The organism is Streptomyces sp. NPDC049837, from assembly GCF_040674455.1.
Taxonomy (GTDB): Bacteria; Actinomycetota; Actinomycetes; order Streptomycetales; family Streptomycetaceae; genus Streptomyces.
In genome coordinates, this window is sequence record NZ_JBFAMP010000010.1 from 246,991 (window position 1) to 270,371 (window position 23,381).

A 23,381-nucleotide genomic window follows, 5' to 3' on the forward strand; every position below is an offset into this window, starting at 1 on the left:
ACGGGCCGGTGGCACCGGTGCGGCGGTTCGCCGCGCTCGGGGACTCCCTGACCGCGGGGGTCGGCGACCCGGTCGAAGGCGGCTGGCGCGGGTGGGCCGCGCTGCTCGCGGGCGGGCTTGCAAGGGAGGCGGACGAGACGGGCACGGCCGACGGGACGGACCAGGGTGCCGTGGACTTCCGCAACTTCGCCGTCAGCGGCGCCCGGACCCGGGACGTCGCCGAGTCCCAGCTCCCCGAGGCGCTCGCGTACCGCCCGGACGTCGTCTCCGTCGTCGTCGGCGTCAACGACACGCTGCGCCGCACCTTCGACATCGCCGAGATCGCCGTCGCCCTGGACCGGGTGTGCGGGCAGTTGGCCGCCGAGGGCGCCGTACTGCTGACGGCGTGCCTGCCCGACCCCGGCGCCATGCTGGGCCTGCCCCCGCCGCTCGCGCGGCCGCTCGCCCGCCGCCAGCGCGCGGTCAACGCCGTCGTGCACGCCCTGTCCGCCCGGTACGGCGCCGTCCATCTGCACATGGCGGACGCCGCCTGGGTCGAGGACCGCGCCCTGTGGAGCGCCGACCGGCTGCACCCGGGCGAGCGGGGGCACCGGACGATCGCCGCCCGGTTCCACGCCCTGCTCGCCGAACGCGGCCTGGCCGGCGGCGCCCCGCCGGACCGCGAGCCCCGCCGGCCGCCGCCGACCCGGGCGGACGCGCTGCTGTGGCTGGCCACGGCCGGTACCGGCTGGGTGGTGCGGCGGTGCCATGACCTGCTGCCCCAGTTGCTGCGGCTCGCCGCGGCGGAGGTACGGCACGCCGCGCGCGGTACCAGCGCGCGGCTCGACGAGCGTGCCGAACACGCCCTGTCCGCCGCCCTCGCCGCCGTGTCGGTATCCATGGACGTGGCGGGACCCGTTGCCAGAATGGGGGAATGACAGGGCGCTGGGAGTTCTGGATCGACCGTGGCGGCACCTTCACCGACATCGTGGCCAGGCGGCCCGACGGGCGCCTGGTCACCCGCAAGCTGCTCTCGCACGACCCCGCCCGGTACCGTGACGCGGCCGTGGCCGGAATCCGGCTCCTCCTCGGACTCGCGCCGGACCAACCCGTACCGGCGGACCGGATCACGTCCGTCAAGATGGGCACCACCGTCGCCACCAACGCCCTCCTGGAGCGGCGCGGAGAGCCGACCGTCCTGCTCATCACCGAGGGCTTCCGCGACGCGCTGCGCATCGCCTACCAGAACCGGCCGCGCATCTTCGACCGGCGCATCCTGCTCCCCGAAGCGGTGTACGACCGGGTGATCGAGGTGCCCGAGCGCATCGACGCCCACGGCACCGTCGTGCGGCCGCTCGACATGGCCGCCGTCGTCGACCGGTTGAAAGCCGCCCGTGGCGACGGTTTCCGCAGCGCGGCGGTCGTCCTCCTGCACGGCTACCGCCACCCCGGCCACGAGCTGCGCGTCGCCGAGGCCGCCCGAACGGCCGGGTTCACGCAGGTCAGCTCCTCGCACGAGGTCAGCCCGCTGATCAAGCTGGTGCCGCGCGGCGACACCACGGTCGTCGACGCGTACCTGTCGCCGATCCTGCGGCGGTACGTCGACGAGGTCGCGGGCGAACTCGCCGGGGTGCGGCTGATGTTCATGCAGTCCAACGGCGGGCTGCGGGAGGCGACCCACTTCCGGGGCAAGGACGCCGTCCTGTCCGGCCCGGCGGGCGGGGTCGTCGGCATGGCCCGCACGTCGGAGCAGGCCGGGTCCGGGCGGGTGATCGGCTTCGACATGGGCGGCACGTCCACCGACGTGTCCCACTACGCGGGCGAGTTCGAGCGGGAGCTGGGCACACAGGTGGCCGGGGTGCGGATGCGCGCGCCGATGATGAGCATCCACACCGTCGCGGCGGGCGGTGGGTCGGTCCTCCACTTCGACGGCCGGCGCTACCGGGTCGGCCCCGACTCGGCCGGCGCCGACCCGGGGCCCGCCTGCTACCGGCGCGGCGGGCCGCTGACGGTGACCGACGCCAATGTGATGCTCGGCCGCGTACAGCCGGCGCACTTCCCCGCCGTGTTCGGCCCGGACGGTGACCAGCCGCTCGACGCGGAGGTGGTGCGCACCCGGTTCACCGCCCTGGCCGAGGAGGTGCGGCGGCACACTGGCACGGCCCGTACCCCCGAGGAGGTGGCCGCCGGTTTCCTGGAGATCGCCGTCCTCAACATGGCGAACGCCGTCAAGAAGATCTCCGTGCAGCGCGGCCACGACATCACGCGGTACGCGCTCACCAGCTTCGGCGGCGCCGGCGGCCAGCACGCGTGCGCGGTCGCCGACGCCCTCGGCGTCGACACGGTCCTGGTGCCGCCGCTGGCCGGGGTGCTCTCCGCGTACGGCATCGGCCTCGCCGACGCCACGGCCATGCGCGAACAGTCCGTCGAGGCGGAACTGAACGGCACCGTCCACGCGCGCGTGGAGGACCTCTGCGACCGGCTCGCCGCCCGCACCCGCGACGAACTGCGCGCCGACGGGCTGCCCGACAGCGCCATCACCACCCACGCGCGCGTGCTGGTCCGATACGCCGGTACGGACGCGAGCCTGCCCGTACCGCTCGGGACCGCCGAGGAGATGAGCGAGGCGTTCACGGCGGCACACCGCGTGCGGTACGCCTTCACCATGGACAAGCCCCTGGTGGTGGAGGCCGTCTCGGTCGAGGCGGTGGGCAGGGCCGGCCCGCATGGCCCCGCCGGTGCCGAACCACCGCCCCGGGAGGGCCCGTTGCGGCCGCGCGCGACCGTGGCGATGTTCGTGGACGGTGCGCCGAAGGACACCCCGCTGTACCGGCGCGAGGACCTCCGGCCGTCCGACACGGTCCCGGGGCCCGCCATCATCGCCGAGGCCGACGCCACGACCGTCGTCGACGACGGATGGCAGGCCGTCGCGGCCGGCACCGGGCACCTGCGCCTGACCCGGGCCCGCCCCAGGCCGAGCCGGAGCGCCGTCGGCACGGACGTCGACCCGGTCCTCCTGGAGGTGTTCAACAACCTCTTCATGGCCATCGCCGAACAGATGGGCGTACGCCTGGAGAACACCGCCCACTCCGTCAACATCAAGGAACGCCTCGACTTCTCCTGCGCCCTCTTCGACGCGGACGGCAACCTGATCGCCAACGCGCCCCACATCCCCGTCCACCTCGGCTCGATGGGCGAGTCCATCAAGGAGGTGCTGCGGCGCAACGAGGGAACCATGCGCCCCGGGGACGTGTACGCCATCAACGACCCCTACCACGGCGGCACGCACCTGCCGGACGTGACGGTCGTGACGCCCGTCTTCGGACCGTCCGGCGACCTCCGCTTCCTCGTCGCCTCGCGGGGCCACCACGCCGAGATCGGCGGCATCACCCCCGGCTCCATGCCCGCCTTCAGCCGCACCATCCACGAGGAGGGCGTCCTCTTCGACAACTGGCTGCTCGTACGGGACGGACACCTTCGCGAAGCCGAGACCAGGCGGCTGCTCACCGAGGCCCCGTACCCGTCCCGCGACCCCGACACCAACCTCGCCGACCTGCGCGCCCAGATCGCCGCCAACGAGAAGGGCATCGAGGAACTGCGCCGCATGGTCGACCAGTTCGGCCTGGACGTCGTCCACGCCTACATGCGGCACGTCCGGAACAACGCCGAGGAATCGGTACGCCGGATCGTCGCCACCCTCCACGACGGCTCCTACCGGTACGAGACGGACGGCGGGGCGGTCATCCAGGTGGCCGTCCGCGTGGACCGCGAGGGCCGCAGCGCAGTCCTCGACTTCACCGGCACGTCCCCGCAGCAGCCCGGTAACGTCAACGCGCCCACGTCCGTGGTCATGGCGGCCGTGCTGTACGTGTTCCGGACCCTCGTCGACGACGACATCCCGCTCAACAGCGGCTGCCTGGAACCGCTGGACGTGCGCGTCCCGGACGGGTCGATGCTCGCCCCCTCCTACCCGGCCGCGACGGTCGCGGGCAACGTCGAGACCTCACAGGCCGTCACCGGCGCCCTGTACGCCGCGCTGGGCGTCCAGGCGGAGGGCTCCGGGACGATGAACAACGTGACCTTCGGCAACGACCGGGTGCAGTACTACGAGACCGTGGCGAGCGGCTCGGGCGCCGGGGACGGCTTCGACGGCGCCGACGCCGTACAGACCCACATGACCAACTCGCGGCTCACCGACCCCGAGGTCCTGGAGTGGCGCTACCCGGTCCGGGTGGACGCCTTCGCGGTACGGGAGGGCAGCGGTGGGCGCGGCCGCTGGCGTGGCGGTCACGGCGTCGTCCGGCGCATCCGGTTCCTGGAGCCCATGACGGTGGCCCTCCTGACCGGGCACCGGAGGGTCCCGCCGTACGGCATGGCGGGCGGCGGCCCGGGGGTGCTGGGCGAGAACACCGTGGAGCGCGCCGACGGCACCGTCCACCGGCTGGGCGGAGTGGACGTGGTGGACGTGGGCCCCGGGGACGTCCTGGTCGTCGCGACGCCCGGAGGAGGCGGTTACGGGGAGCCCGCCGACTCCGCAGGACCTAGCGCGTCGGGATGAACCGGATGGGCGTCCCCGGCACGGCCTGGGCGGCCGCCGCCAGGTCCTTCTCCCGGACCACGGCCACCACCGGGTAGCCGCCGGTCGTGGGATGGTCCGCGAGGAACACCACCGGGCGCCCGTCCGGCGGCACCTGGACCGCGCCGAGGACCATGCCCTCGCTGGGCAGTTCGCCCGTCACGGCCCGCTCCAGGGGCGGGCCCTCGGTGCGCAGCCCTATGCGGTTGCTCGCCGGGGACACCCGGTACGCGCGCGTGGCGAGGGTGCGGAGCGCCGGCCCGGTGAACCAGTCGTCGCGCGGGCCCAGCCGGACCCGCAGCACCAGCTCCTCGGGCGGGGCCGGCCACGGCACGGCGTCGGGCCCGGCCACCCCGTGGGGCTCGGGCCCCAGCGGCAGTACCGTTCCGTCCCGCAAGGGGGCCGGGCCGAGCCCCGAGAGCAGGTCCGTGGAGCGGCTGCCCAGCACCGGGTCGGCGGCGACGCCCCCGGCGAACGCCACGTAGGAGCGCAGGCCCCGCACCGCGGCGCCCACCTCCAGCACGGCGCCCGCGGGGACGCGCACCGGGGCGCCCCAGGCCACCGGCCGCCCGTCCACCGTGACGGGGCACGGCGCGCCGCCCACCGCGACGGTCACCGCACAGCGGGGCCGCACCGCGCACCCGTCGACCGTGGTCTCCAGTACGGCGGCGTCCACGGGGTTGCCGACCAGCCGGTTGGCGAGACCGCTCGCGTACGGGTCGAGGGCGCCCGAGCGCGGCACGCCCAGGTGCGCGTGGCCACGGCGCCCGCGGTCCTGCACGGTCGTCAGCGCCCCGGCCCGTACGACGGCGAAGGCCCGGTCCGTCATCGGCGCCCCACGCCCTGTGGCACGAACCGCACCCGCGTACCGGGCGACAGCAGCGCGGCCGGCTCCCGCGCGGGGTCCCACAGCACGGCGTCGGTCGTCCCGATCAACTGCCAGCCCCCGGGCGACGAACGCGGGTACACGCCCGTGTACGGGCCCGCCATCGCCACCGAGCCCGCCGGCACGGCCGTGCGCGGAGTGGCCCGCCGGGGCACCTCGTACGCCGCCGGCAGCCCGGTCAGGTAGCCGAACCCGGGCGCGAACCCGCAGAACGCCACCCGGAACTCGGCCGCCGCGTGGATGCGCGCCACCTCGTCCGGCGTCACGTCCCACAGGGCCGCGACATCGGCGAGGTCGGGCCCGTCGTACCGGACGGGGATCTCGACGGCCGGGTCCACGCGCGCGTGGAGCGGCGCGATCTCCCACCCGGCGACCAGCGCGGCGAGCCGCGCGGGCTCCGCCACCCCGTCCAGCAGCACCGTCCGCGCGGCCGGGACGATCTCCGTCACGGCGGGGAGCGCACCGGCCGCCCGGCGGCGCAGCAGCTCGGCGTGGAAGGCCTCGGCCTCCTCGCCGGTGCCGAGCTCGACGAGGAGGGCTCGCTCGCCCACCGGGAGGGTCCTCATACGAAGGCCTCCACGCGGACGCCCGAGGCCTCCAGTTCGGCCCGGACGCGGCGGGCCAGGTCCACCGCGCCGGGTGTGTCGCCGTGCAGGCACAGCGAGCGGGCGCGGACGGCCACCGAGCGCCCGCACCGGGAGGTGACCACACCGAACCTGGCCATGGACACGGACCGTTCCACGACGGCCGCGGGGTCGGTGATGACCGCCCCCTCCTCGCGGCGCGGTACGAGCGTGCCGTCGGCGGTGTACGCGCGGTCGGCGAACGCCTCGGTCACGACCGGGAGTCCGGCCTTCTCGGCCACCTCGTGCAGCCGCGAGCCGGGCAGCCCCAGCAGCGGGAGCCGTTCACCGGTCAGCATCACGCCGTCGACCACCGCCTGCGCCTGGCCCTCGTCGTGCACGATCCGGTTGTAGAGCGCCCCGTGCGGTTTCACGTACGACACCCGCACACCGGCCGCCCTGGCGAAGACCTCCAGGGCGCCGATCTGGTACGCCACTTCGGCGGCCAGCTCGTCGTACGGCACGTCCATGGAGCGCCGTCCGAAGCCCGCCAGATCGCGGTAGGACACCTGGGCGCCGATCCGCACCTTGCGCTCGGCGGCCAGGGCGCACACCCGCCGCATGGTGGCCGCGTCCCCGGCGTGGAAGCCGCAGGCCACGTTGGCGCTGGTGACGACCGACAGGAGCTGTTCGTCGTCCGTCAGCCGCCAGCGCCCGAAGCCCTCTCCCAGGTCGGCGTTGAGGTCGATCGAGGCCCAGGTCATGGTGGTGTCTCCCTACGTTTCCGTTACGCCAGCTCGCGGCCGCGCGTCTCGGGCAGGCCGAGCAGGGCCAGTACGGCGATGCCGTAGCCGACCGCGCCGAAGACCAGTGCCCCGCCCACGCCCCAACTGTCGGCGAGGAAGCCGACCAGGGTCGGGAAGAACGCGCCGACCGCCCGGCCGGTGTTGTACGTGAATCCCTGGCCCGTGCCGCGTACGGCCGTCGGGTAGAGCTCGGCGAGGAAGGAGCCGAAGCCGCTGAAGATGGCCGACATGCAGAAGCCGAGGGGGAAGCCCAGGACGAGGACGAGACCGTTCGCCCCGGTGGGGATGTTCGTGTACGCGAGGATGCACACCGCCGAGAGGAACGCGAAGATGACGATGTTGCGCTTCCGGCCGAGCCGGTCGGTGAGGTAACCACCCGTCAGGTACCCGATGAAGGCGCCGGATATCAGGAAGGTCAGGTAGCCGCCCGTACCGACCACGGTCAGCCCCCGGTCGTTCTTGAGGAATGTGGGCACCCAGGTGGCGAGCGTGTAGTAGCCGCCCTGGACGCCGGTGGACAGGAGCGTCGCGAACACCGTCGTCCGCAGCAGTCCGGGCCGGAAGATGGCGGTGAAGGAACCGCGCTCGCTGCTCGACCGGCGTACCTCGGCGGCGTGCGGCGCGTCCTCGACGTTCCTGCGCACCCAGATGACGAGCAGGGCCGGAAGGGCGCCCGTCCAGAACATCACGCGCCAGGCCGTGTCCGGGTCGAGGAAATGGAAGACCAGCGTGTAGACGATGACCGCGAGGGCCCAGCCGGCCGCCCAGGCGCTCTGGATGCCTCCGAGCGTACGGCCGCGGTGCTTGGCGGAGGCGTACTCGGCCACCAGGATCGCGCCGACCGCCCACTCGCCGCCGAACCCAACGCCCTGAAGGGCACGGAAGACCAGCAGCGTCTCGTAATTGGGGGCGAATCCGCACAGAACGGTGAAGAGTGCGTAGGTGATGACCGTGATCATCAGCGCCTTCACGCGGCCGATGCGGTCGGCGAGGATGCCCGCGAGGATACCGCCGAGGGCCGACACGACGAGCGTGACGGTGGTGAGCAGGCCGGTCTGGCCGCTGTTGAGGCTGAAGTAGGCGGAGATCGCCACCATGCTCAGCGGCAGCGTGAAGAAGTCGTAGGAGTCCAGGGCGTAGCCGCCGAACGCGCCGCCGAAGGCGCGCCGGCCGCGCGGCCCGAGCGCGCGCAGCCAGGCGAACGCGCCGCTGTCGTCGGCCAGTCCGGCCTGGGAGGCCTGAGACGTCTGGGGGGTCTTGGTCGTGCTCATCTGCACCTCGCAGAGGAGAGCGGGAAACGAGCGGTGCCCCCAAGGTAGGGATTGTTGAACGATCCGACAAGGGGTTCGTTCCCTCGTTCTCGTTCGCCGTTTTCCTTCTACGATGAGCGGGGCGTGACCAGGCGGACGAGAAGAGGGCGTTGTGGGGACGACGGGCTCCGGGAGCGAGCGGGGCGGCGGACTGGCGGACGACCGGGCGCTGCTGGGGCGTACGAGCACGGCGGAACGGGTCGCGGACATCCTGCGCACCCGCATCGCCGAAGGCTTCTTCCCGCCCGGGACGCGGCTCTCGGAGGACAGCATCGGCGGCGCGCTGGGGGTGTCGCGCAACACCCTGCGCGAGGCGTTCCGGTTGCTGACGCACGAGCGACTGCTCGTCCACGAGCTGAACCGGGGAGTGTTCGTCCGCGTCCTGGCCGTCGACGACGTGGTGGACATCTACCGCACGCGGCGGCTCGTCGAGTGCGCCGTCGTCCACGACCTGGGCGAGCCGCCGTTCGCGCTGGACGGGCTGATCCGGGCGGTGACCGAGGGGGAGCGCGACGCGCGTGAGGGCGACTGGAAGGGCGTCTCCACCGCCAACATCCACTTCCACCGGGAACTGGTCGCCCTCGCCGGCAGCGACCGCATGGACGAACTGATGCGCGGCGTCCTCGCCGAACTCCGGCTCGTCTTCCACATGGTGGACGACCCGCGCGCCCTGCATGAGCCATATCTCATCCGAAACCGGGAGATTCTGGACGCCCTGAGGGCGGGGGAGCGGACCAAGGCCGAGCGGCTGCTCGTGGACTACCTCGACGACTCCCGTGAGCAGTTGGTCCAGGTTTATGCCCACTTGGTGCAGACGGATCCGTCAGCGGGTACCGGCTGACGGCACCCTCCGCGTCCCGGCCGGCACGCGGGCTCGCGGGGGCCATCTGCGCCGTTTCGACCGTTGTCAGTGCGAGGACCTAATCTGTGCAGCGTGACTTCGCCTGCCTCGACGGAATCCGTTCCGCCCCAGCTCAGCGCGGGGCCGCGGCCCGCCCAGGGCCCGGCCGCCGACGAAGGGCTCGCGCGGCGGCTTCGCGCGCTCGCGTGCACCGCGCCCCTGCACGACCTGGACGCGCGCAAGGCGAACCTGGCGGGGGAGTACTCGACGTACGCCATGGCGGAGGTCGCCCTCGCCGCGATCGACCTCGTCACGCTCAACATGGACTTCGACACCGGCGCCGACCATGAGCAGATCGTCGCCCGGCTGCTGCCCAGGATCGCCGCCCAGGCCCCGCAGCGGCCCGCCGCCGAGCACGAGCGGGTGGCCCGCTGGGTGCTGGAGAACCTGATCAACGTCGGCAGCGTCGACCGCGGCTTCCGCGCCGTGTACGGCACGTTCGGCACCGACGGCGTCTATGTGCGCCGCGATTACGACTTCAAGCTCATCGAGGAAGTCCCCGGTTACGGCGGCAGCGTCTACCTCCGCACCACCGACGAAGCGGTCAACGTCCTCGTCGGCGCCCTCGACACCGACGTCACCAGCGCCCAGATCGCCGCCGAGGTCAAGCTGGAGGTGCTGATCAGCCGGGGCCGGCTCGCCGACGCCCAGCTCGCCGCCGAACAGGCGCGGTACCGCACCGTGCAGTACGCGGAGACGCTCCGCAAGACCCTGGAGGCCACCCGGCGCAATGTCCGCGCCGTCGACTGGCTCAGCGCCGTACCCGACATGATCGACGAGGCACTCGACCACGTCGCCGACCGGTACCGCCACGAGAACGCCATCCTCACCAACATCCGCAAGGCCCGCGACGAGGCCGAGGACCAGGAGCACAAGCGGCGTGCCGCCGAGCTCGTCGACATCGTCAAGGACTGCATCCGCCGCCACACCCAGCTCCAGTCCCGGCTCCTGGAGGCGGGCCCGCTGTTCCGGGCCGAACAGGACCGGCAGGCCTTCGCCCAGCCCACCGCCCGCGCGGGACTCGACTTGTACGGGCAGCTCGTCGCCCCGGTCCTGCCGCTGCCGGTCGAACAGGCCACCAGGGTCACCGACGCGTACTTCGCCCACGGCACCGGTCTGCGCGCCCCCGGTTCGGTGCGGATGGGCGACCTGGTCGAGCTGCTGCTGACCCCGCCGGTTGAGCGGGAGCACCTGGGCGCCGAGATGCCCGAACCGGACCTGATCGCCACGCCCGACGACAGCCGGTTCAGCGAGGAGCAGATGGCGAGCGCCATGGAACTGCTCGACCTGGAGCACGACGCGCCGCGCCGCCTCTCCGGGCTGCTCGCCGAGGCGCGCCGCCGCGATCCCGAACTGCCCTACCTGGTCGCCCTCCTGGCGATACACGCGGCCAGTCCCCCGGTCGGCACGGCCTACCGACAGGGCGAGGAGCGCCTGCTGTTCGCCGTCGACGACGGCACCGAACTCGACGACCCGGAGTTCGGCGGTGCCGACCTGATCGTCGGCACCGCCCTCCTGGACGCCGCCGGCATGGCCGCCGACCGCACGGACGCCGCATGAAGCGCGCGCCCATCCGCGCACGCCGGCCCTGGGACACGCCGCCCTCCGGAGCAGCGGTCCTCCCGTGGGTACGTCGGCCTCCGGCGCCGGGGGTCGCTGCCCGCCGTCTCCCGTTGCGGGCAGCCGTCCGGCTGGGGTGCGCCTCCCTTCCGTTGTGGGCAGTCGTTCCGCAGGGCGATGGGGGTCCCCCCTGCTCGAGCGAAGTCGAGAGCTTGGGGGAGGGTGGGCACAACGGACAGGGGCGGTGCCTGTTTCCGGTGCGCCCGGGGGCGGTGCCTGCCGGTGGGTGGGGGCGGGGCCCCTCCGGGCTCGCCTCCTCGAGGCCGGCGGCCTTGGGTGCCAGTAAAGGGAGCCCACCCTTCGCCGCCAACCTCTGCGGGGGCGACCCTGCACGGCCCCACCCCGGCCGGATGCCGGGTGCGGTCCGTACGTTCCCACCCCGATCCCGATCCACCAAGGAGCCCCAGCCGTGAGCGACCACCACGCCGAGCACGCCGACGCGGTGAGCGAGCCGGACGCGCCCCAGCCGGGCGCGTCCGGCACCGTCACGCCCGCTGACGCGGCCGACGCCGCCCGGCTGGTCTCCTTCGGGCTCCAGCCCAAGCTGCTCCCCGCCCGTGACGCCGAGTACGCCGACCTGCTCCGCCGGTACCGCGAGGAGCCCGCCTTCGCGCGGCTCGCCGACGCCGTCGCGACCGGACTCGGGCTGATCGTCCTGGAGGTGTCCCCGCGCGCGGGGATGGCCGTCACCGCGGGTGAGGACTCGGTCTTCGCCGTCCGCATGGGTGACTACGCCCGCCGCGCCTCCACCGACTCCGGTGACCGCTTCCTGCACGGCCTGGCCCACCTCGCCGTCGCCGCCATGGCGTTCCCCCGCCCGGAGGACCTCGCCGACGACGGGTACATCGGCCGCATCACCGTCAACGGCGTCGACGCCTTCGTACGGCAGGCCTGTCGGCGGCTCGAGGAACGTGCCGAGGAGCAGGGGGAGAATACCGATCCAGTCACCGATACCCCGGGCCTGGAGGCCGCCTGGCGCATCTACGCGCGCCGCAGCGCGACCGGCGCCACCAAGGACGCCCGCCGGCTCGCCGGTTCCACCACCGGCATCATCGGCAAGGCCGTCGCCTTCCTCACCGACTCCGGGTTCCTCCAGCGCACCGGCGACGAGGGCGGCGGCTCGTACCGGACCACCGCCCGCTACCAGCTCCAGGTCCGTGACATGGCGGGCAGCGCCGCCATGGCCGAGCTGCTGGAGCTGGGCATCGTCCCGGTCAGCGACGGCTCGGCCACCCTCCTGCCGCCGCCCGAGGGCGACGACCTGGAGCTGGCCGCCGACGCCGGCCTGCCCTTCCACGCGTAACACGACAGCACACGACTGAAAGTCCGCCGACATGTACGAGTTGTCCCGGGTCCGCCTCTACTCCATCGGGCCCGCCGGTGCGCGCTACGCCGACACCGTGCTGGACCTGCGCGGAGTCGGCGCGCCCGTGCCCAACCCCGCCCCCACCCAGGCGGAGTTCTTCGAGGAGGAGCCGGTCGGCCCGCCGCGCCGGCCCGCGCCCGCGGGCGTGCTCTTCCTGGAGAACGGCGGCGGCAAGTCCGTCCTGCTCAAGCTGATCTTCTCGGTGATGCTGCCGGGCCACCGGAACACACTGGGTGGCGCCAGCTCCGGTGTGCTGCGGAAGTTCCTGCTCGCGGACGACTGCGGGCACGTCGCCCTGGAGTGGCAGCACACGCTGACCGGGGAGTGCGTCGTGGTCGGCAAGGTGAGCGAATGGCGGGGGAGGCAGGTCTCCAACGATCCGCGGAAGTTCGCCGAGGCCTGGTACTCCTTCCGCCCCGGTCCTGGGCTGAGCCTGGATTCGCTGCCGGTCGCCGAAGCCACCTCTGTCCGTCCGCCCGCCGAGGGGGTCTCGGGTGCTCAGGGCCGCCGCCGCACCATGAAGGGCTTCCGTGACGCCCTCACGGAGGCCGGCAAGGCGTACCCGCACCTGGAGGTGTACTGGGAGGAGATCCACGACCGCTGGAACGAGCACCTCGGCGACCTCGGGCTGGACCCCGAACTGTTCCGCTACCAGCGGGAGATGAACGCGGACGAGGGCGAGGCCGCCGGCCTCTTCGCGGTCAAGAAGGACTCCGACTTCACCGACCTGCTGCTGCGCGCCGTCACCGACACCCGTGACACCGACGGCCTCGCCGACCTCGTCAGCGGCTTCGGCAACAAGCTCGGCCGCCGCGCCGAACTGACCGCCGAACGCGACTTCACCGCCGGATCCGTCGACCTCCTCGGCCGGATCGTCGAAGCGGCCGGCACACGCGCGCGTGCCCGGGACATCCACGCCGGAGCCGAGCGCCGCACCCGCACACTCGCCCGCCGCCTGTCCGCCCGCGCCGCCGAGGAACGCGGCCGCGCCGCCGAACTGGCCGCCCAGGTCACCGCCGCCGCCCACACCGTCACCGACGCCGAGGACGCACGGGCCCGCGCCTCCCTCGTCGCCGCCGAACTGGCCTACCGCCACGCCTCCCTGGCCCTCACCGCCGCCGAGAAGGGCGCCGCCGCCCAGCGCCGCGAGCTGTCCGACGCCCGCACCCTGCACGCGGCCTGGCAGGCCGCCGAGGCGGTCCTCAGGCACCGCGCCGCCGCCGACCGCTCCGCGCGCGTGGCCGCCGCCATCCGCGAGGCCGAGCGGGACGCCGCCCCCGCGCTCGCCGCACGTGCCAAGGCCGCCGCCGACCTCGTACGGGCGCTGCACGCGGCCGCCGAGGAGGGCGAGCGGCACGCCGACGAGGAGGAGGAGCGCTCCGCCGCCCTCCAGGAGGCGGGCGAGACCGCCCACCGCGACGCCACCGCCGCCGCCACCGAGGCCCAGCGCGCCCGGAGCGAAGCGGGCCACCTGCGCCAGCGTCTCGCCGAGGTCGAGCAGGAGACCGCCGAAGCGGTACGGGCCGGATGGCTCGACGACACCGCCCCGGACGCCGACCCGGCCCGCGCCGCGCTCGCCGCCAGCGACGCCGAGAAGACCACCGTCGCCGCCTGGGACGCGGCCCGCGACGCCGCCCGCGCGGCGGCCGACCGCGCCCGCGAGGCCGCCGCGGCCGAATCCCGGGCCGAACTGGCGGCCGCCCGCGCCGCCGACGCCGCCCAGGCCGCCGAGAGCGCCCACCAGGCTGAGCGCCGCGCCGCCGAGTCCATCGCCGCCGAGGAGCGCCTCGCCGAGCTGCTGAGCCTGCCGGGCACCGCCAGGCCCGCAGTTCCCCAGCCCCGCCAGGGCGGGGAGCCGGACGAGGCGGCGACGGTGCCCGTGCGATCCGCCCAAGGGCCGCTCACGGTCGAGGAGTTCGACCGGTACGCGGACGAACTGCGCGACCTCCTCGACCAGGGCATCGCCGCCGCCGAGCGCAAGCTCTTCGAGCTGCGCACCGCCGCCGCCGACGACTCCCGCATCCTCGGCGCCCTCGGCGACGGCGGCCTCCTGCCGCCCGGCCCCGACGTCCTCGCCACCGTCGAATACCTCGGCGAGCAGGGCATCCCCGCCCTGCCCGGCTGGCGCTACCTCGCGCAGGCCGTCGACCCCGCCGACCACGCCGCCGTGCTCGCCGCCCGCCCCGAGCTGGTCGACGGTGTCGTCATCACCGACCCCGTCTCGTACGCCAGGGCCCGCGAAGTCCTCGCCGGTGCCGCGCTGCTGCCGCGCTCCGCCGTGGCCGTGGGCACCGCCGCCGCGCTCCTCGCCCCCGTACCGGGACCGACCGGCACGGACACCGACGTCTTCCTCGTGCCGCCGAACCCGGCCATGCACGACGAGCACGCCGCCGACGAGGAGCGCCAGGCCCTGCGCGCCCGCGCCGCCGCCCGCGACGAGGAGATTCGCACCCTCGCCGCCCGCCTCACCGGCGACCGGTCGCTCGCCGCCCGCATCGGCTCCTGGCGCGCCGACTGCCCGCCCGGCATGCTCACCGAACTGGCGGAAGCCGCCGCCACCGCGCGCGTGGCCGCCGAAGCGGCCGAGGCCGCACTCGCCGAAGCCCGCACCGTACGGGCCGAGGCGGACGAGGCGGCGGCCGACACCGCCCGCGTACGCGACGAGCGGCAGGAAGCCGCACAGCGCGCCCGCCGGGCCGCCGACGCCCTCGCCGGCCTGGCGTTCCGGCTGCGCGAGCGGGCCGGCTGGCAGGCCCGGCTGCGCGAACTGGCCGACGAGGCCGCCGAGTACGAGGCCCGCGCCCAGACCTGCCTGGAGCGGGCCCGCGCCGCCGACGAGGACCGCCGCGCCGCCCAGCGCGCCGCCGACGACGCCCACCGCACCGCCCGCGCCCTGCGCGCCGAGCGCGCCGAGATCGCCGGCGCCCCCGAGAACCTGCCGGAGGAGGACGCCGACGCGCCCCGCGTGCCGCTCGCCGCCCTCCGCGAGGCCTACCGCGCGGCCTCCCAGCTCTACGAGAAGGTCGGCGTCGGCGCCGACCTGCGCGCCGAACAGGCCCGCGCCGAGAGCGACGAGAGCGCCGCCCTCGCCGAACTGGACCGGCTCACCAACAAGGTCCGCACCCGCGCCGCCCAGCTCCTCGAAAGCCCCGACGGCGCCGACGGACCGTCCCGCCAGGCCGCCGCCGCCCGCGCCGAGTCCCTGGTCCAGATGCTGGAGTCCCGCGCCTCCGAGGCCAGCGAGAAGCTCGGCCGGCTGCGCGGCGAGGCCGAACGCCTGGCCCCCGCGGACGGCGAGTCGCACACCGAGCTGCCCGAGGAGCTGGTGCCCACCGACGCCGACCACGCCCAGTCCCTCCTCCGCACCGCCACCACCGAACTGGCCACCCGCACCGACGCGCTGGAGATCGCCCGCGCCACCCACGCCCGGCTGCTCCAGGCCCACCGCGCCGCCGAGGACGCGGCCGGCGGCTTCGACGAGACGGCCGCCCTCCTCCGCGACCTGCTCCGTGAGCACACCGACGAGGACCAGGAGGAGGCTCCCGAGCCGTACCCGGGCAGCCTGGAGGAGGCGCGCCGGTCCGCCGCCGAGGCACGGCGCTCCCTGCGTGGCTGCGCGGCCGACCTGTCCGCCGCCGACGCCGCCGTACGCGAAGCCTGCGACGTCCTCGTACGGCACGCCAACTCCACCCGCTACGAACAGGTCCGCACCCCCGCCCGGCAGCAGATCCGCGAACTGCCCGCCTCCGCCCTGCCCGAGCACGCCGCCAAGTGGGCCGACGCCTTCGCGCCCCGGCTGCGCGTCCTCACCGACGAACTGGCCCAGCTCGAGCGCAACCGCGACTCGATCGTCGACCGCCTGCGCGGCCTGGTGGAGTCCGCGCTGGCCACGCTCCGTTCGGCACAGCGCCTGTCCCGGCTCCCCGAGGGCCTGGGCGAATGGTCGGGCCAGGAGTTCCTGCGGATCCGCTTCGAGGAGCCCGACCAGGCGACGCTCATCGAACGGCTCGGCGAGGTCATCGACGAGGCGACCCGCGCGGCCGTCAAGAAGAACTCCGACCTGCGCCGGGACGGCATGTCCCTGCTGCTGCGCGGCGTCCAGGCGGCCCTCCAGCCCCGGGGCGTGTCCGTGGAGATCCTCAAGCCAGACGCGGTGCTGCGCGCCGAGCGGGTCCCCGTCGGGCAGATGGGCGACGTCTTCTCCGGCGGCCAGTTGCTCACCGCCGCCATCGCCCTGTACTGCACGATGGCGGCCCTGCGCAGCAACGACCGGGGCCGCGACAAGCACCGGCACGCGGGCACGCTGTTCCTCGACAACCCGATCGGCCGCGCCAACGCCACGTACCTGCTGGAGCTCCAGCGGGCGGTCTCCGACGCGCTCGGTGTCCAGTTGCTCTACACCACCGGCCTGTTCGACACGACCGCCCTCGCCGAGTTCCCGCTGGTGATCCGGCTGCGCAACGACGCGGACCTGCGGGCGGGCCTGAAGTACATCAGCGTGGAGGAGCACCTGCGCCCCGGTCTGCCGCAGCCGGCCACCGAAGGGGAGACGGTGGTCCACGGCGAGATCACCGCCACCCGCATGTTCAAGCGCACGCCCGATCCGGAGGCCGCCGCCATCGCCGACTAGCCCCGGTAGCGGTCCCCGGACCCCGCCCGCCCCGGGACGAGCGCCCACGCCGTCCCGGCCGCCCGTGCCGGACGCCCGCCCCCGCGCCGGCGCTCAGGCGCCGCCGGGGCAGGCGCCGCCGGTCAGCCGTGCGCGGTCAGGCCCGTGACAGGTGGCTGTCGCTCGCGCCCTGCCGCTGTCGTATGCGCGCCGTCTCGCGGGCCTCCGCGCGGGCGGCCCGGCGCGCCCGGCGCCGTTCACGCCTGAGCCGGCGCGCCGTACTGCTCGGCGTCGACACCACACCGTGCCGCTGGTTCAACACCTGCCGGGTCACCCACACATCGAGGGCGGCCCAGGTCGCGACGACCGTGCTGCCGACACTGCTGAGCACCATCGGGAAGGCCAGCCAGGACGCCGTGAGCGTGCAGAAGAACGCCACCATCGCCTGTATCAGCGTCAGCGCCGCGATGAGCACGGCACGCACCGCCGCCGTACGCACCGGGTCGGGGAGCCTCCGCCTCCCCACCGGCTCTTCCACCCACAGTTCGCGCCCTGCCGCCGTGCCCATTCGAATCGCCACTCCCCACGACCGACCGTCTCCTGGGTGGCTGCCCGTCTTGAGCCGCTTTACGCCGACAGTTCTCGCCTCCCCGTACAGAACGACGAACGACCGACGGCGAAGATTCCCCCCGGAACGCGCAATTCCAGCCATCCGCCGAGCACGCGGAAGTGACGCCCCGCCAGGTGTCATCCACCACACCGGCAATTGTCAATGCCCTGAATACCAGGACAACTCATGATCTGCGCTCCACGGTGCGGCTGAAAATCGCCCGGACGTCCCTTCGAGTTGTCCGTGGTGCAGTAGTAGGCTCGCGCCGTTTGTTGATGTGTTGATGGGTACACCCACGCCGGACGGCAGGGCAGGGCAGGACGGGTGCGAGTGGGGGAGGCCATGCGCTTTCGCGGGAAGTCGATCCGCCGGAAGATCGTGGCGTTGCTCCTTGTGCCGCTCCTCTCCCTCACGGGCCTGTGGGGGTTCGCGACCCTCATCACCGGACGTGAGGCCAGTCAGCTCCTGGACGTCGGCTACATCGTCGACAAGGTGGGTCACCCACTTGACGACACCGTCCGCGTCATCCAGCGGGAACGCCGCCAGACCCTGGTCTACCTGGCCGACCCCCGCGCCTCCGACGCACTCCCGGCACTCCGCCGCGACCGTGCCGCGACCGACCGGGCCATCGCCAGGATCCGCGCCAACGCCAAGGACCCCGGGGTGATCGACGCCCTGAACCCCCAGGCGGCCGGAAGGCTCACCTCCCTCCTCAAGGCGCTCGACGACCTCACCTCCCTGCGCCGCTCCGTCGAGAACCGCGCCGTCGGCCGCATTCAGGCACTGGATTTCTACAACCGCCTCATAGACCCCTGTTACAGCTTCCTGACCAACCTCCACGCCCTGGACAACGTGGAGATGGACAAGCAGGGCCGCGCCCTGGTCGGCGTCGTCCGCGCCCGGGAGATGCTCTCCCGCGAGGACGCCCTCGTGGTGTCCTCCCTCATCAGCAAGCGCATCACCGCCGAGGAGATCCGCGCCATCTCCGACCTCGTCGCCCACCGCGAACTGCTCTACGAGGTCAACCTGGAGCTCATGCCGGGCTCCGAACGCGAGATATTCCAGGCCTACTGGCGCAGCCCCGAAACCGAGCCGCTGCGCGACGCCGAGGACGAACTGCTCGCCGCCGGCGCCACCGACGACCCCCGCACCATCACCGCCGCGACCTGGCAGGAACTGGCGAACCCCGTCCTCGACGAACTCGCCGGCGAGAACACCGAGGCCGGCAACCGCTACCAGGACCGCGTCGAGCCCGCCGCCCACAGCGTCCTGCTCAAGGCGGGCGTCGCCGGAGTGCTGGGCTTCCTGGCCCTGCTCGTATCGGTCATCGTCTCCGTACGCATCGGACGCGGCCTCGTGCGCGACCTCAGGCGACTGCGCAAGGAGGCCCAGGAGGTCTCCGGCGTACGGCTGCCCAGCGTGATGCGCCGCCTGGCCGCCGGCGAACACGTCGACGTCGAGACCGAAGTACCGCACCTGGAGTACGAGAGGGACGAGGTCGGCCAGGTCGGCCAGGCCCTCAACACCCTCCAGCGGGCCGCCGTCGAAGCCGCCGTCAAGCAGGCCGACATGCGCCGTGGCGTGTCCGAGGTCTTCGTCAACCTCGCCCGCCGCAACCAGGTACTGCTCCACCGCCAGCTCACCCTCCTGGACACCATGGAGCGGCGCACCGAGGACACCGAGGAACTCGCCGACCTGTTCCGCCTTGACCACCTCACCACCCGTATGCGCCGCCACGCCGAAGGCCTGGTGATCCTCTCCGGCGCGGCGCCCTCACGGCAGTGGCGCAAGCCGGTCCAGTTGATGGACGTCGTACGGGCCGCGGTGGCCGAGGTCGAGGACTACGAGCGAATAGAGGTGCGGCGACTGCCGCGCATCGGAGTCGGCGGCCCCGCTGTCGCCGACCTCACCCACCTCATCGCCGAACTCCTGGAGAACGCCACGGTGTTCTCCCCGCCGCACACCGCCGTCCACGTCCACGGTGAACGGGTCGCCAACGGCTTCACCCTGGAGATAGACGACCGGGGGCTCGGCATGGCCCCGGAGGCCCTGCTCGATGCCAACCTGCGCCTCGCCGAGACCCCCGAGTTCGAGCTCTCCGACACCGACCGGCTCGGCCTCTTCGTCGTCAGCCGCCTCGCCCAGCGCCAGAACGTGCGCGTCTCGCTCCAGCCCTCCCCGTACGGCGGGACCACCGCGGTCGTCTTCATACCGGCCGCGCTGCTCACCGACGCACCCGAGACCCAGGGCGCCGGTTTCCGGCTGGACCGCAAGGGCGGCAAGGACGCACCGCACCGGCGGGCGGCGCTCTCCAAGGTGCCCTCGGGCCTGTCCTCGGGCACCGGGCCGTCCGTCCTCGACGGGCCGGTCGAACTGGAGGCCCCGGTCGGCGCGCTCGGCCTCGACGACCGGCTCGCCGACCTCGGGGACCTCGACGACCGGCTCGGCGACCTGGAGGAGACGGAGAGCGAGCGCGGCGGCCTCTTCCGCGCCCGGCCGCCGCTGCGCCCCGTCTCCGGCCCTCACACCGACCACGAGCAGCACCAGCAGGCCGCCGACCACGGCCAGGACCGGACCCCGGAGCGGCCGCCCGGCGGCCCCGTCCCGCTGCCCCGCCGCAAACCCCCGACGCTCATCGCGCACCGGGGCCGGCGCCTGGACGAAGGCGGCCGGACCCACCCGGCGTCGCCCGAAGCACCGTCGCGCACCGGCCGCCCCGCCCGTCCCGCGCCCGCCGGTCCCGGCACCGCCGATCCCGCGGCCACGGGCCCCGCGCCCGCCGGTCCCGCGGCCGAGGACGAGGCGACCATGCTGCTGCGCGGTCTTCCCCGCCGGGTACGCCAGGCAAGCCTCGTGCCCCAGCTCAGGGAGGCGGCCGGACGGCCCGCCACCGAGGGCAGGGACACCGGTCGCGACGACGATCGCGACACCGAACGCGAAGCGGAAGAAGTACGCAGCCGCATGGCCGCGATGCAACGGGGCTGGCAGCGAGGGCGCCGGCAGAACGCCGAGAGCACCCCGCCCGCCGGCCACGGCGAAACAGCACCAGGAACGACACCGGAGGGGGACGGTCGATGACCGCACCGAACGCCGCAGCACCCAACACCACCGGCTCGACCGGCGAGTTGAACTGGCTCCTCGACGAACTGGTCGACCGGGTCGGTTCCATCCGCAAGGCGCTGGTGCTCTCCAGCGACGGCCTGGCCACGGGGGCCTCCAAGGACCTCAGCCGCGAGGACAGCGAGCACATGGCGGCCGTGGCGTCCGGTTTCCACAGCCTCGCCAAGGGCGTCGGCCGCCACTTCGACGCCGGCCGCGTCCGTCAGACCGTCGTCGAACTGGAGGAGGCCTTCCTCTTCGTCACGGCCGCGGGCGACGGAAGCTGCCTCGCCGTGCTCGCCGACGCCGACTCGGACGTCGGCCTCGTCGCGTACGAGATGACGCTGATGGTCAAGCGGGTCGGCGCCCACCTCGCGACGGCACCTCGTACCGGACTGCCCGCCGGAGGGTGAGGGGGGATGCGATGAGTGACGCAGCACGGCGGCAGAGCCGGCACAGACGCCCCGACCGCCATGAGCCGCACCACTGGTTCGACGACGACGCGGGCCCCGTGGTCCGCCCGTACGCGATGACACGCGGCCGTACCAGCAGCGCCACCCGCCACCGCCTCGACCTGATCGCGGTGGTCGTCCCCGAACCCGCGGCCGACGACCCCGGCCGCGACCAGACGCTCTCACCGGAGCATGTGGAGATCGTCGAGCGGTGCAGCGACCTCCCCCGGTCGATCGCCGAGCTGGCCGCCGGGCTGGACCTCCCCGTAGGGGTGGTCCGCGTCCTGGTCGGCGACCTCGTCGAGGACGAACTCGTCCACGTAACCCGTCCCGTACCGCCGGCCGAGCTGCCGGACGTCAGCATCCTCCGTGAGGTGATCAATGGCCTTCGGGCGCTCTAGCACCGGCCGCAAGAAGCGACCGGTCGAGCCGGTGACGCTGAAGATCCTGGTGGCGGGCGGGTTCGGGGTGGGCAAGACCACCATGGTCGGTGCGGTCAGCGAGATCCGGCCGCTGCGCACCGAGGAGACCCTCACCGAGGCGGGCAGGCCGGTCGACGACCTGCACGGCGTCGAGACCAAGGCCACCACCACGGTCGCCATGGACTTCGGCCGCATCACGCTCCGCGAGGACCTGGTGCTGTACCTGTTCGGTACGCCCGGACAGGACCGCTTCTGGTTCCTGTGGGACGAACTCGCGCAAGGCGCCCTGGGCGCGGTGGTGCTGTGCGACACCCGGCGCCTGGAGGACAGCTTCGCCGCGATCGACTACTTCGAGCGGCGCGGCATCCCCTTCGCGGTGGCCGTCAACTGCTTCGAGGGGGCCGCGCGCTTCCCGGCCGGTACGGTGCGGGCGGCGCTCGACCTCGACCCGGAGGTGCCGCTGCTGATGTGCGACGCGCGCGACCGGGAGTCCGTCAAGGACGTGCTGGTCGCCGTGGTCGAACACGCCCTCACCATCGCCGCCCGCACCCGGGAGCCGGTCACCACCTGAAGGCACCGGCGCCCGTCCACCGGCCGGGCGCCGACCTCAGCGGCCGGGCGCCGCCGTCCCTCAGTCGTCCCCCTCCCACCCGAGGCTCCGCTCCACCGCCTTGCGCCAGTTGGCGTACTCGCGCTCGCGGGTGGCCGGGTCCATGCGGGGTTCCCATGCCGTGTCGCGCTGCCAGTGGGACTTCAGCTCGTCCAGGCCCGCCCACACGCCCGTGGCCAGGCCCGCCGCGTACGCCGCGCCCAGGCAGGTGGTCTCCGAGACCTTCGGCCGGATCACGGGAACGCCCAGCACGTCCGCCTGGTGCTGCATCAGCAGGCCGTTGACCGTCATGCCGCCGTCGACCTTCAGGGACGAGAGCCGGACGCCCGAGTCCTGGTACATGGCGTCCACTACCTCACGCGTCTGCCAGCTCGTCGCCTCCAGGACGGCACGTGCCAGGTGAGCCTTGGTGACGTACCGGGTGAGGCCGGTGACCACACCGCGCGCGTCGGAGCGCCAGTACGGCGCGAACAGACCGGAGAACGCCGGCACGATGTACGCGCCGCCGTTGTCCTCCACGCTCGCCGCGAGCGTCTCGATCTCGGCGGCGCTGCGGATGATGCCGAGCTGGTCGCGGAACCACTGCACCAGGGCGCCGGTGATCGCGATCGAGCCCTCCAGGCAGTACACGGGCGCCTGGTCACCGATCCTGTACCCGACCGTGGTGATGAGCCCGCTCTTCGAGGGCACCGGCCGTTCGCCGGTGTTGAGCAGCAGGAAGCTGCCCGTGCCGTACGTGTTCTTGGCGGTGCCCGCGTCGTAGCAGGCCTGCCCGAAAACGGCCGCCTGTTGGTCGCCGAGAGCCGACGCGACCGGTACGCCCCGCAGTTGTCCGGTGGCGGTGCCGTAGACCTCCGCCGACGACCGGATGCCCGGCAGCATCACCTCCGGCACGTTCATGGTCCGGAGGATGGAGCGGTCCCAGTCCAGGGTCTCCAGGCTCATCAGCATGGTCCGGGAGGCGTTGGTGACGTCGGTGACGTGGACGCCGCCGTCGGTGCCTCCGGTGAGGTTCCAGATCAGCCACGAGTCGATGGTGCCGAACGCGATCTCGCCGCGCTCGGCGCGGGTGCGCAGCCCGGGCACGTTGTCCAGCAGCCAGGCCGCCTTGGGCCCGGAGAAGTAGCTGGCCAGCGGCAGGCCGGTGGTGTCACGGAAGCGGTCCTGGCCGTCCGTGCCGCCGAGTTCGGTGCACAGCGCCGAGGTACGAGTGTCCTGCCACACGATCGCGTTGTGCACCGGCTTGCCCGTGGCCCGGTCCCACAGGACGGTCGTCTCGCGCTGGTTGGTGATCCCGAGGGCGCTCAGCTCCTCGGCGCGCAGCCCGGCCTTGGCCAGGGCGCCCGCCACCACCGCCTGGACCTTGGACCAGATCTCCGTGGCGTCGTGCTCGACCCAGCCCGGCTTGGGGAAGATCTGGCGGTGCTCGCGCTGATCGACGGCGACGACGGCACCGTCCTGGTTGAAGATGATGCAGCGACTGGAGGTGGTGCCCTGGTCGATTGCGGCGACGAACCTGTCCGTCATGACGAAACCCCTTGTCGCGAGTGAGTGGGCGCCGCTGATGGGCCG

Annotated in this window: 16 protein-coding genes; 10 read left to right on the top strand and 6 right to left on the bottom strand. The window is 73.6% G+C overall.

Going from position 1 to position 23,381, the window contains the following annotated elements; genetic code table 11:
* Window positions 1–8 precede the first annotated feature (8 nt).
* Complete coding sequence (locus AB0J57_RS26605; RefSeq protein ID WP_366130836.1) at window positions 9–917, top strand: SGNH/GDSL hydrolase family protein; 909 nt, start codon at window positions 9–11, stop codon at window positions 915–917.
* Window positions 914–4,537: a hydantoinase B/oxoprolinase family protein gene (locus tag AB0J57_RS26610; RefSeq protein ID WP_366130794.1), complete on the top strand. Its 3,624-nt coding sequence runs from the start codon at window positions 914–916 to the stop codon at window positions 4,535–4,537. Before AB0J57_RS26605 ends, AB0J57_RS26610 begins: the two co-directional genes overlap by 4 nt.
* Here the strand turns inward: AB0J57_RS26610 and AB0J57_RS26615 are convergent.
* Genes AB0J57_RS26615 through AB0J57_RS26630 form a run of 4 tightly spaced genes read right to left on the bottom strand, consistent with a single transcriptional unit; the run spans window position 4,521 to window position 8,081 of the window.
* Window positions 4,521–5,384, bottom strand: coding sequence for a biotin-dependent carboxyltransferase family protein (locus tag AB0J57_RS26615; RefSeq protein WP_366130795.1), 864 nt, complete (start codon window positions 5,382–5,384; stop codon window positions 4,521–4,523). The genes AB0J57_RS26610 and AB0J57_RS26615 overlap by 17 nt on opposite strands.
* Window positions 5,381–6,007, bottom strand: coding sequence for a 5-oxoprolinase subunit PxpB (gene pxpB / locus AB0J57_RS26620; protein WP_366130796.1), 627 nt, complete (start codon window positions 6,005–6,007; stop codon window positions 5,381–5,383). The genes AB0J57_RS26615 and pxpB overlap by 4 nt, the downstream gene beginning before the upstream one ends.
* Window positions 6,004–6,768 (bottom strand): 5-oxoprolinase subunit PxpA, encoded by a 765-nt coding sequence (locus AB0J57_RS26625; RefSeq protein ID WP_366130797.1) that lies wholly within the window; start codon window positions 6,766–6,768, stop codon window positions 6,004–6,006. The genes pxpB and AB0J57_RS26625 overlap by 4 nt, the downstream gene beginning before the upstream one ends.
* A 23-nt stretch (window positions 6,769–6,791) precedes the next feature.
* Entirely contained in the window at window positions 6,792–8,081 is a 1,290-nt protein-coding gene (locus tag AB0J57_RS26630) for an MFS transporter (RefSeq protein ID WP_366130798.1), read from the bottom strand.
* A gap of 151 nt (window positions 8,082–8,232) precedes the next feature.
* Here AB0J57_RS26630 and AB0J57_RS26635 point away from each other — a divergent pair, with 151 nt between their 5' ends.
* The 4 genes from AB0J57_RS26635 (at window position 8,233) to AB0J57_RS26650 (ending at window position 16,637) form a co-directional block, all read left to right on the top strand.
* Window positions 8,233–8,961, top strand: a complete 729-nt coding sequence (locus AB0J57_RS26635; RefSeq protein ID WP_366130799.1) for a GntR family transcriptional regulator — start codon at window positions 8,233–8,235, stop codon at window positions 8,959–8,961.
* A gap of 93 nt (window positions 8,962–9,054) precedes the next feature.
* Window positions 9,055–10,581 (top strand): hypothetical protein, encoded by a 1,527-nt coding sequence (locus tag AB0J57_RS26640; RefSeq protein WP_366130800.1) that lies wholly within the window; start codon window positions 9,055–9,057, stop codon window positions 10,579–10,581.
* A 469-nt stretch (window positions 10,582–11,050) separates the two neighbouring features.
* Window positions 11,051–11,944: a hypothetical protein gene (locus AB0J57_RS26645; protein ID WP_366130801.1), complete on the top strand. Its 894-nt coding sequence runs from the start codon at window positions 11,051–11,053 to the stop codon at window positions 11,942–11,944.
* Window positions 11,945–11,975: 31 nt separating this feature from the next.
* Complete coding sequence (locus AB0J57_RS26650; RefSeq protein ID WP_366130802.1) at window positions 11,976–16,637, top strand: hypothetical protein; 4,662 nt, start codon at window positions 11,976–11,978, stop codon at window positions 16,635–16,637.
* 136 nt (window positions 16,638–16,773) lie between these two features.
* Here AB0J57_RS26650 and AB0J57_RS26655 read toward each other — a convergent pair whose 3' ends face one another.
* Window positions 16,774–17,184: a hypothetical protein gene (locus AB0J57_RS26655; protein ID WP_366130803.1), complete on the bottom strand. Its 411-nt coding sequence runs from the start codon at window positions 17,182–17,184 to the stop codon at window positions 16,774–16,776.
* Window positions 17,185–17,568: 384 nt separating this feature from the next.
* Between AB0J57_RS26655 and AB0J57_RS26660 the strand changes: the two genes are divergently transcribed.
* The 4 genes from AB0J57_RS26660 to AB0J57_RS26675 are packed head-to-tail and all read left to right on the top strand — an operon-like array spanning window position 17,569 to window position 21,770.
* Window positions 17,569–20,304 carry a nitrate- and nitrite sensing domain-containing protein gene (locus AB0J57_RS26660; protein ID WP_366130804.1) on the top strand — a complete coding sequence of 912 codons (2,736 nt, stop codon included), beginning with the start codon at window positions 17,569–17,571 and terminating at the stop codon, window positions 20,302–20,304.
* On the top strand, window positions 20,301–20,738 hold the full coding sequence (locus AB0J57_RS26665; RefSeq protein WP_366130805.1) for a roadblock/LC7 domain-containing protein: 438 nt from the start codon (window positions 20,301–20,303) through the stop codon (window positions 20,736–20,738). The genes AB0J57_RS26660 and AB0J57_RS26665 overlap by 4 nt, the downstream gene beginning before the upstream one ends.
* An 11-nt stretch (window positions 20,739–20,749) precedes the next feature.
* A complete protein-coding gene (locus tag AB0J57_RS26670) occupies window positions 20,750–21,178 on the top strand; it encodes a DUF742 domain-containing protein (RefSeq protein WP_366130806.1) in 429 nt (142 codons plus the stop codon).
* Window positions 21,159–21,770: an ATP/GTP-binding protein gene (locus AB0J57_RS26675; RefSeq protein ID WP_366130807.1), complete on the top strand. Its 612-nt coding sequence runs from the start codon at window positions 21,159–21,161 to the stop codon at window positions 21,768–21,770. Before AB0J57_RS26670 ends, AB0J57_RS26675 begins: the two co-directional genes overlap by 20 nt.
* A gap of 60 nt (window positions 21,771–21,830) precedes the next feature.
* Here the strand turns inward: AB0J57_RS26675 and glpK are convergent, their stop codons facing one another.
* On the bottom strand, window positions 21,831–23,336 hold the full coding sequence (gene glpK / locus AB0J57_RS26680; protein WP_366130808.1) for a glycerol kinase GlpK: 1,506 nt from the start codon (window positions 23,334–23,336) through the stop codon (window positions 21,831–21,833).
* Window positions 23,337–23,381: the final 45 nt, after the last annotated feature.

Excerpts from the sequence above, each read along its gene's own strand:
- AB0J57_RS26610 (WP_366130794.1), top strand. The coding sequence starts at position 914 with ATGACAGGGCGCTGGGAGTTCTGGATCGACCGTGGCGGCACCTTCACC.
- AB0J57_RS26615 (WP_366130795.1), bottom strand. The coding sequence starts at position 5,384 with ATGACGGACCGGGCCTTCGCCGTCGTACGGGCCGGGGCGCTGACGACC.
- pxpB (WP_366130796.1), bottom strand. The coding sequence starts at position 6,007 with ATGAGGACCCTCCCGGTGGGCGAGCGAGCCCTCCTCGTCGAGCTCGGC.
- AB0J57_RS26625 (WP_366130797.1), bottom strand. The coding sequence starts at position 6,768 with ATGACCTGGGCCTCGATCGACCTCAACGCCGACCTGGGAGAGGGCTTC.
- AB0J57_RS26630 (WP_366130798.1), bottom strand. The coding sequence starts at position 8,081 with ATGAGCACGACCAAGACCCCCCAGACGTCTCAGGCCTCCCAGGCCGGA.
- AB0J57_RS26650 (WP_366130802.1), top strand. The coding sequence starts at position 11,976 with ATGTACGAGTTGTCCCGGGTCCGCCTCTACTCCATCGGGCCCGCCGGT.
- AB0J57_RS26655 (WP_366130803.1), bottom strand. The coding sequence starts at position 17,184 with ATGGGCACGGCGGCAGGGCGCGAACTGTGGGTGGAAGAGCCGGTGGGG.
- AB0J57_RS26660 (WP_366130804.1), top strand. The coding sequence starts at position 17,569 with ATGCGCTTTCGCGGGAAGTCGATCCGCCGGAAGATCGTGGCGTTGCTC.
- AB0J57_RS26665 (WP_366130805.1), top strand. The coding sequence starts at position 20,301 with ATGACCGCACCGAACGCCGCAGCACCCAACACCACCGGCTCGACCGGC.
- AB0J57_RS26670 (WP_366130806.1), top strand. The coding sequence starts at position 20,750 with ATGAGTGACGCAGCACGGCGGCAGAGCCGGCACAGACGCCCCGACCGC.
- AB0J57_RS26675 (WP_366130807.1), top strand. The coding sequence starts at position 21,159 with ATGGCCTTCGGGCGCTCTAGCACCGGCCGCAAGAAGCGACCGGTCGAG.
- glpK (WP_366130808.1), bottom strand. The coding sequence starts at position 23,336 with ATGACGGACAGGTTCGTCGCCGCAATCGACCAGGGCACCACCTCCAGT.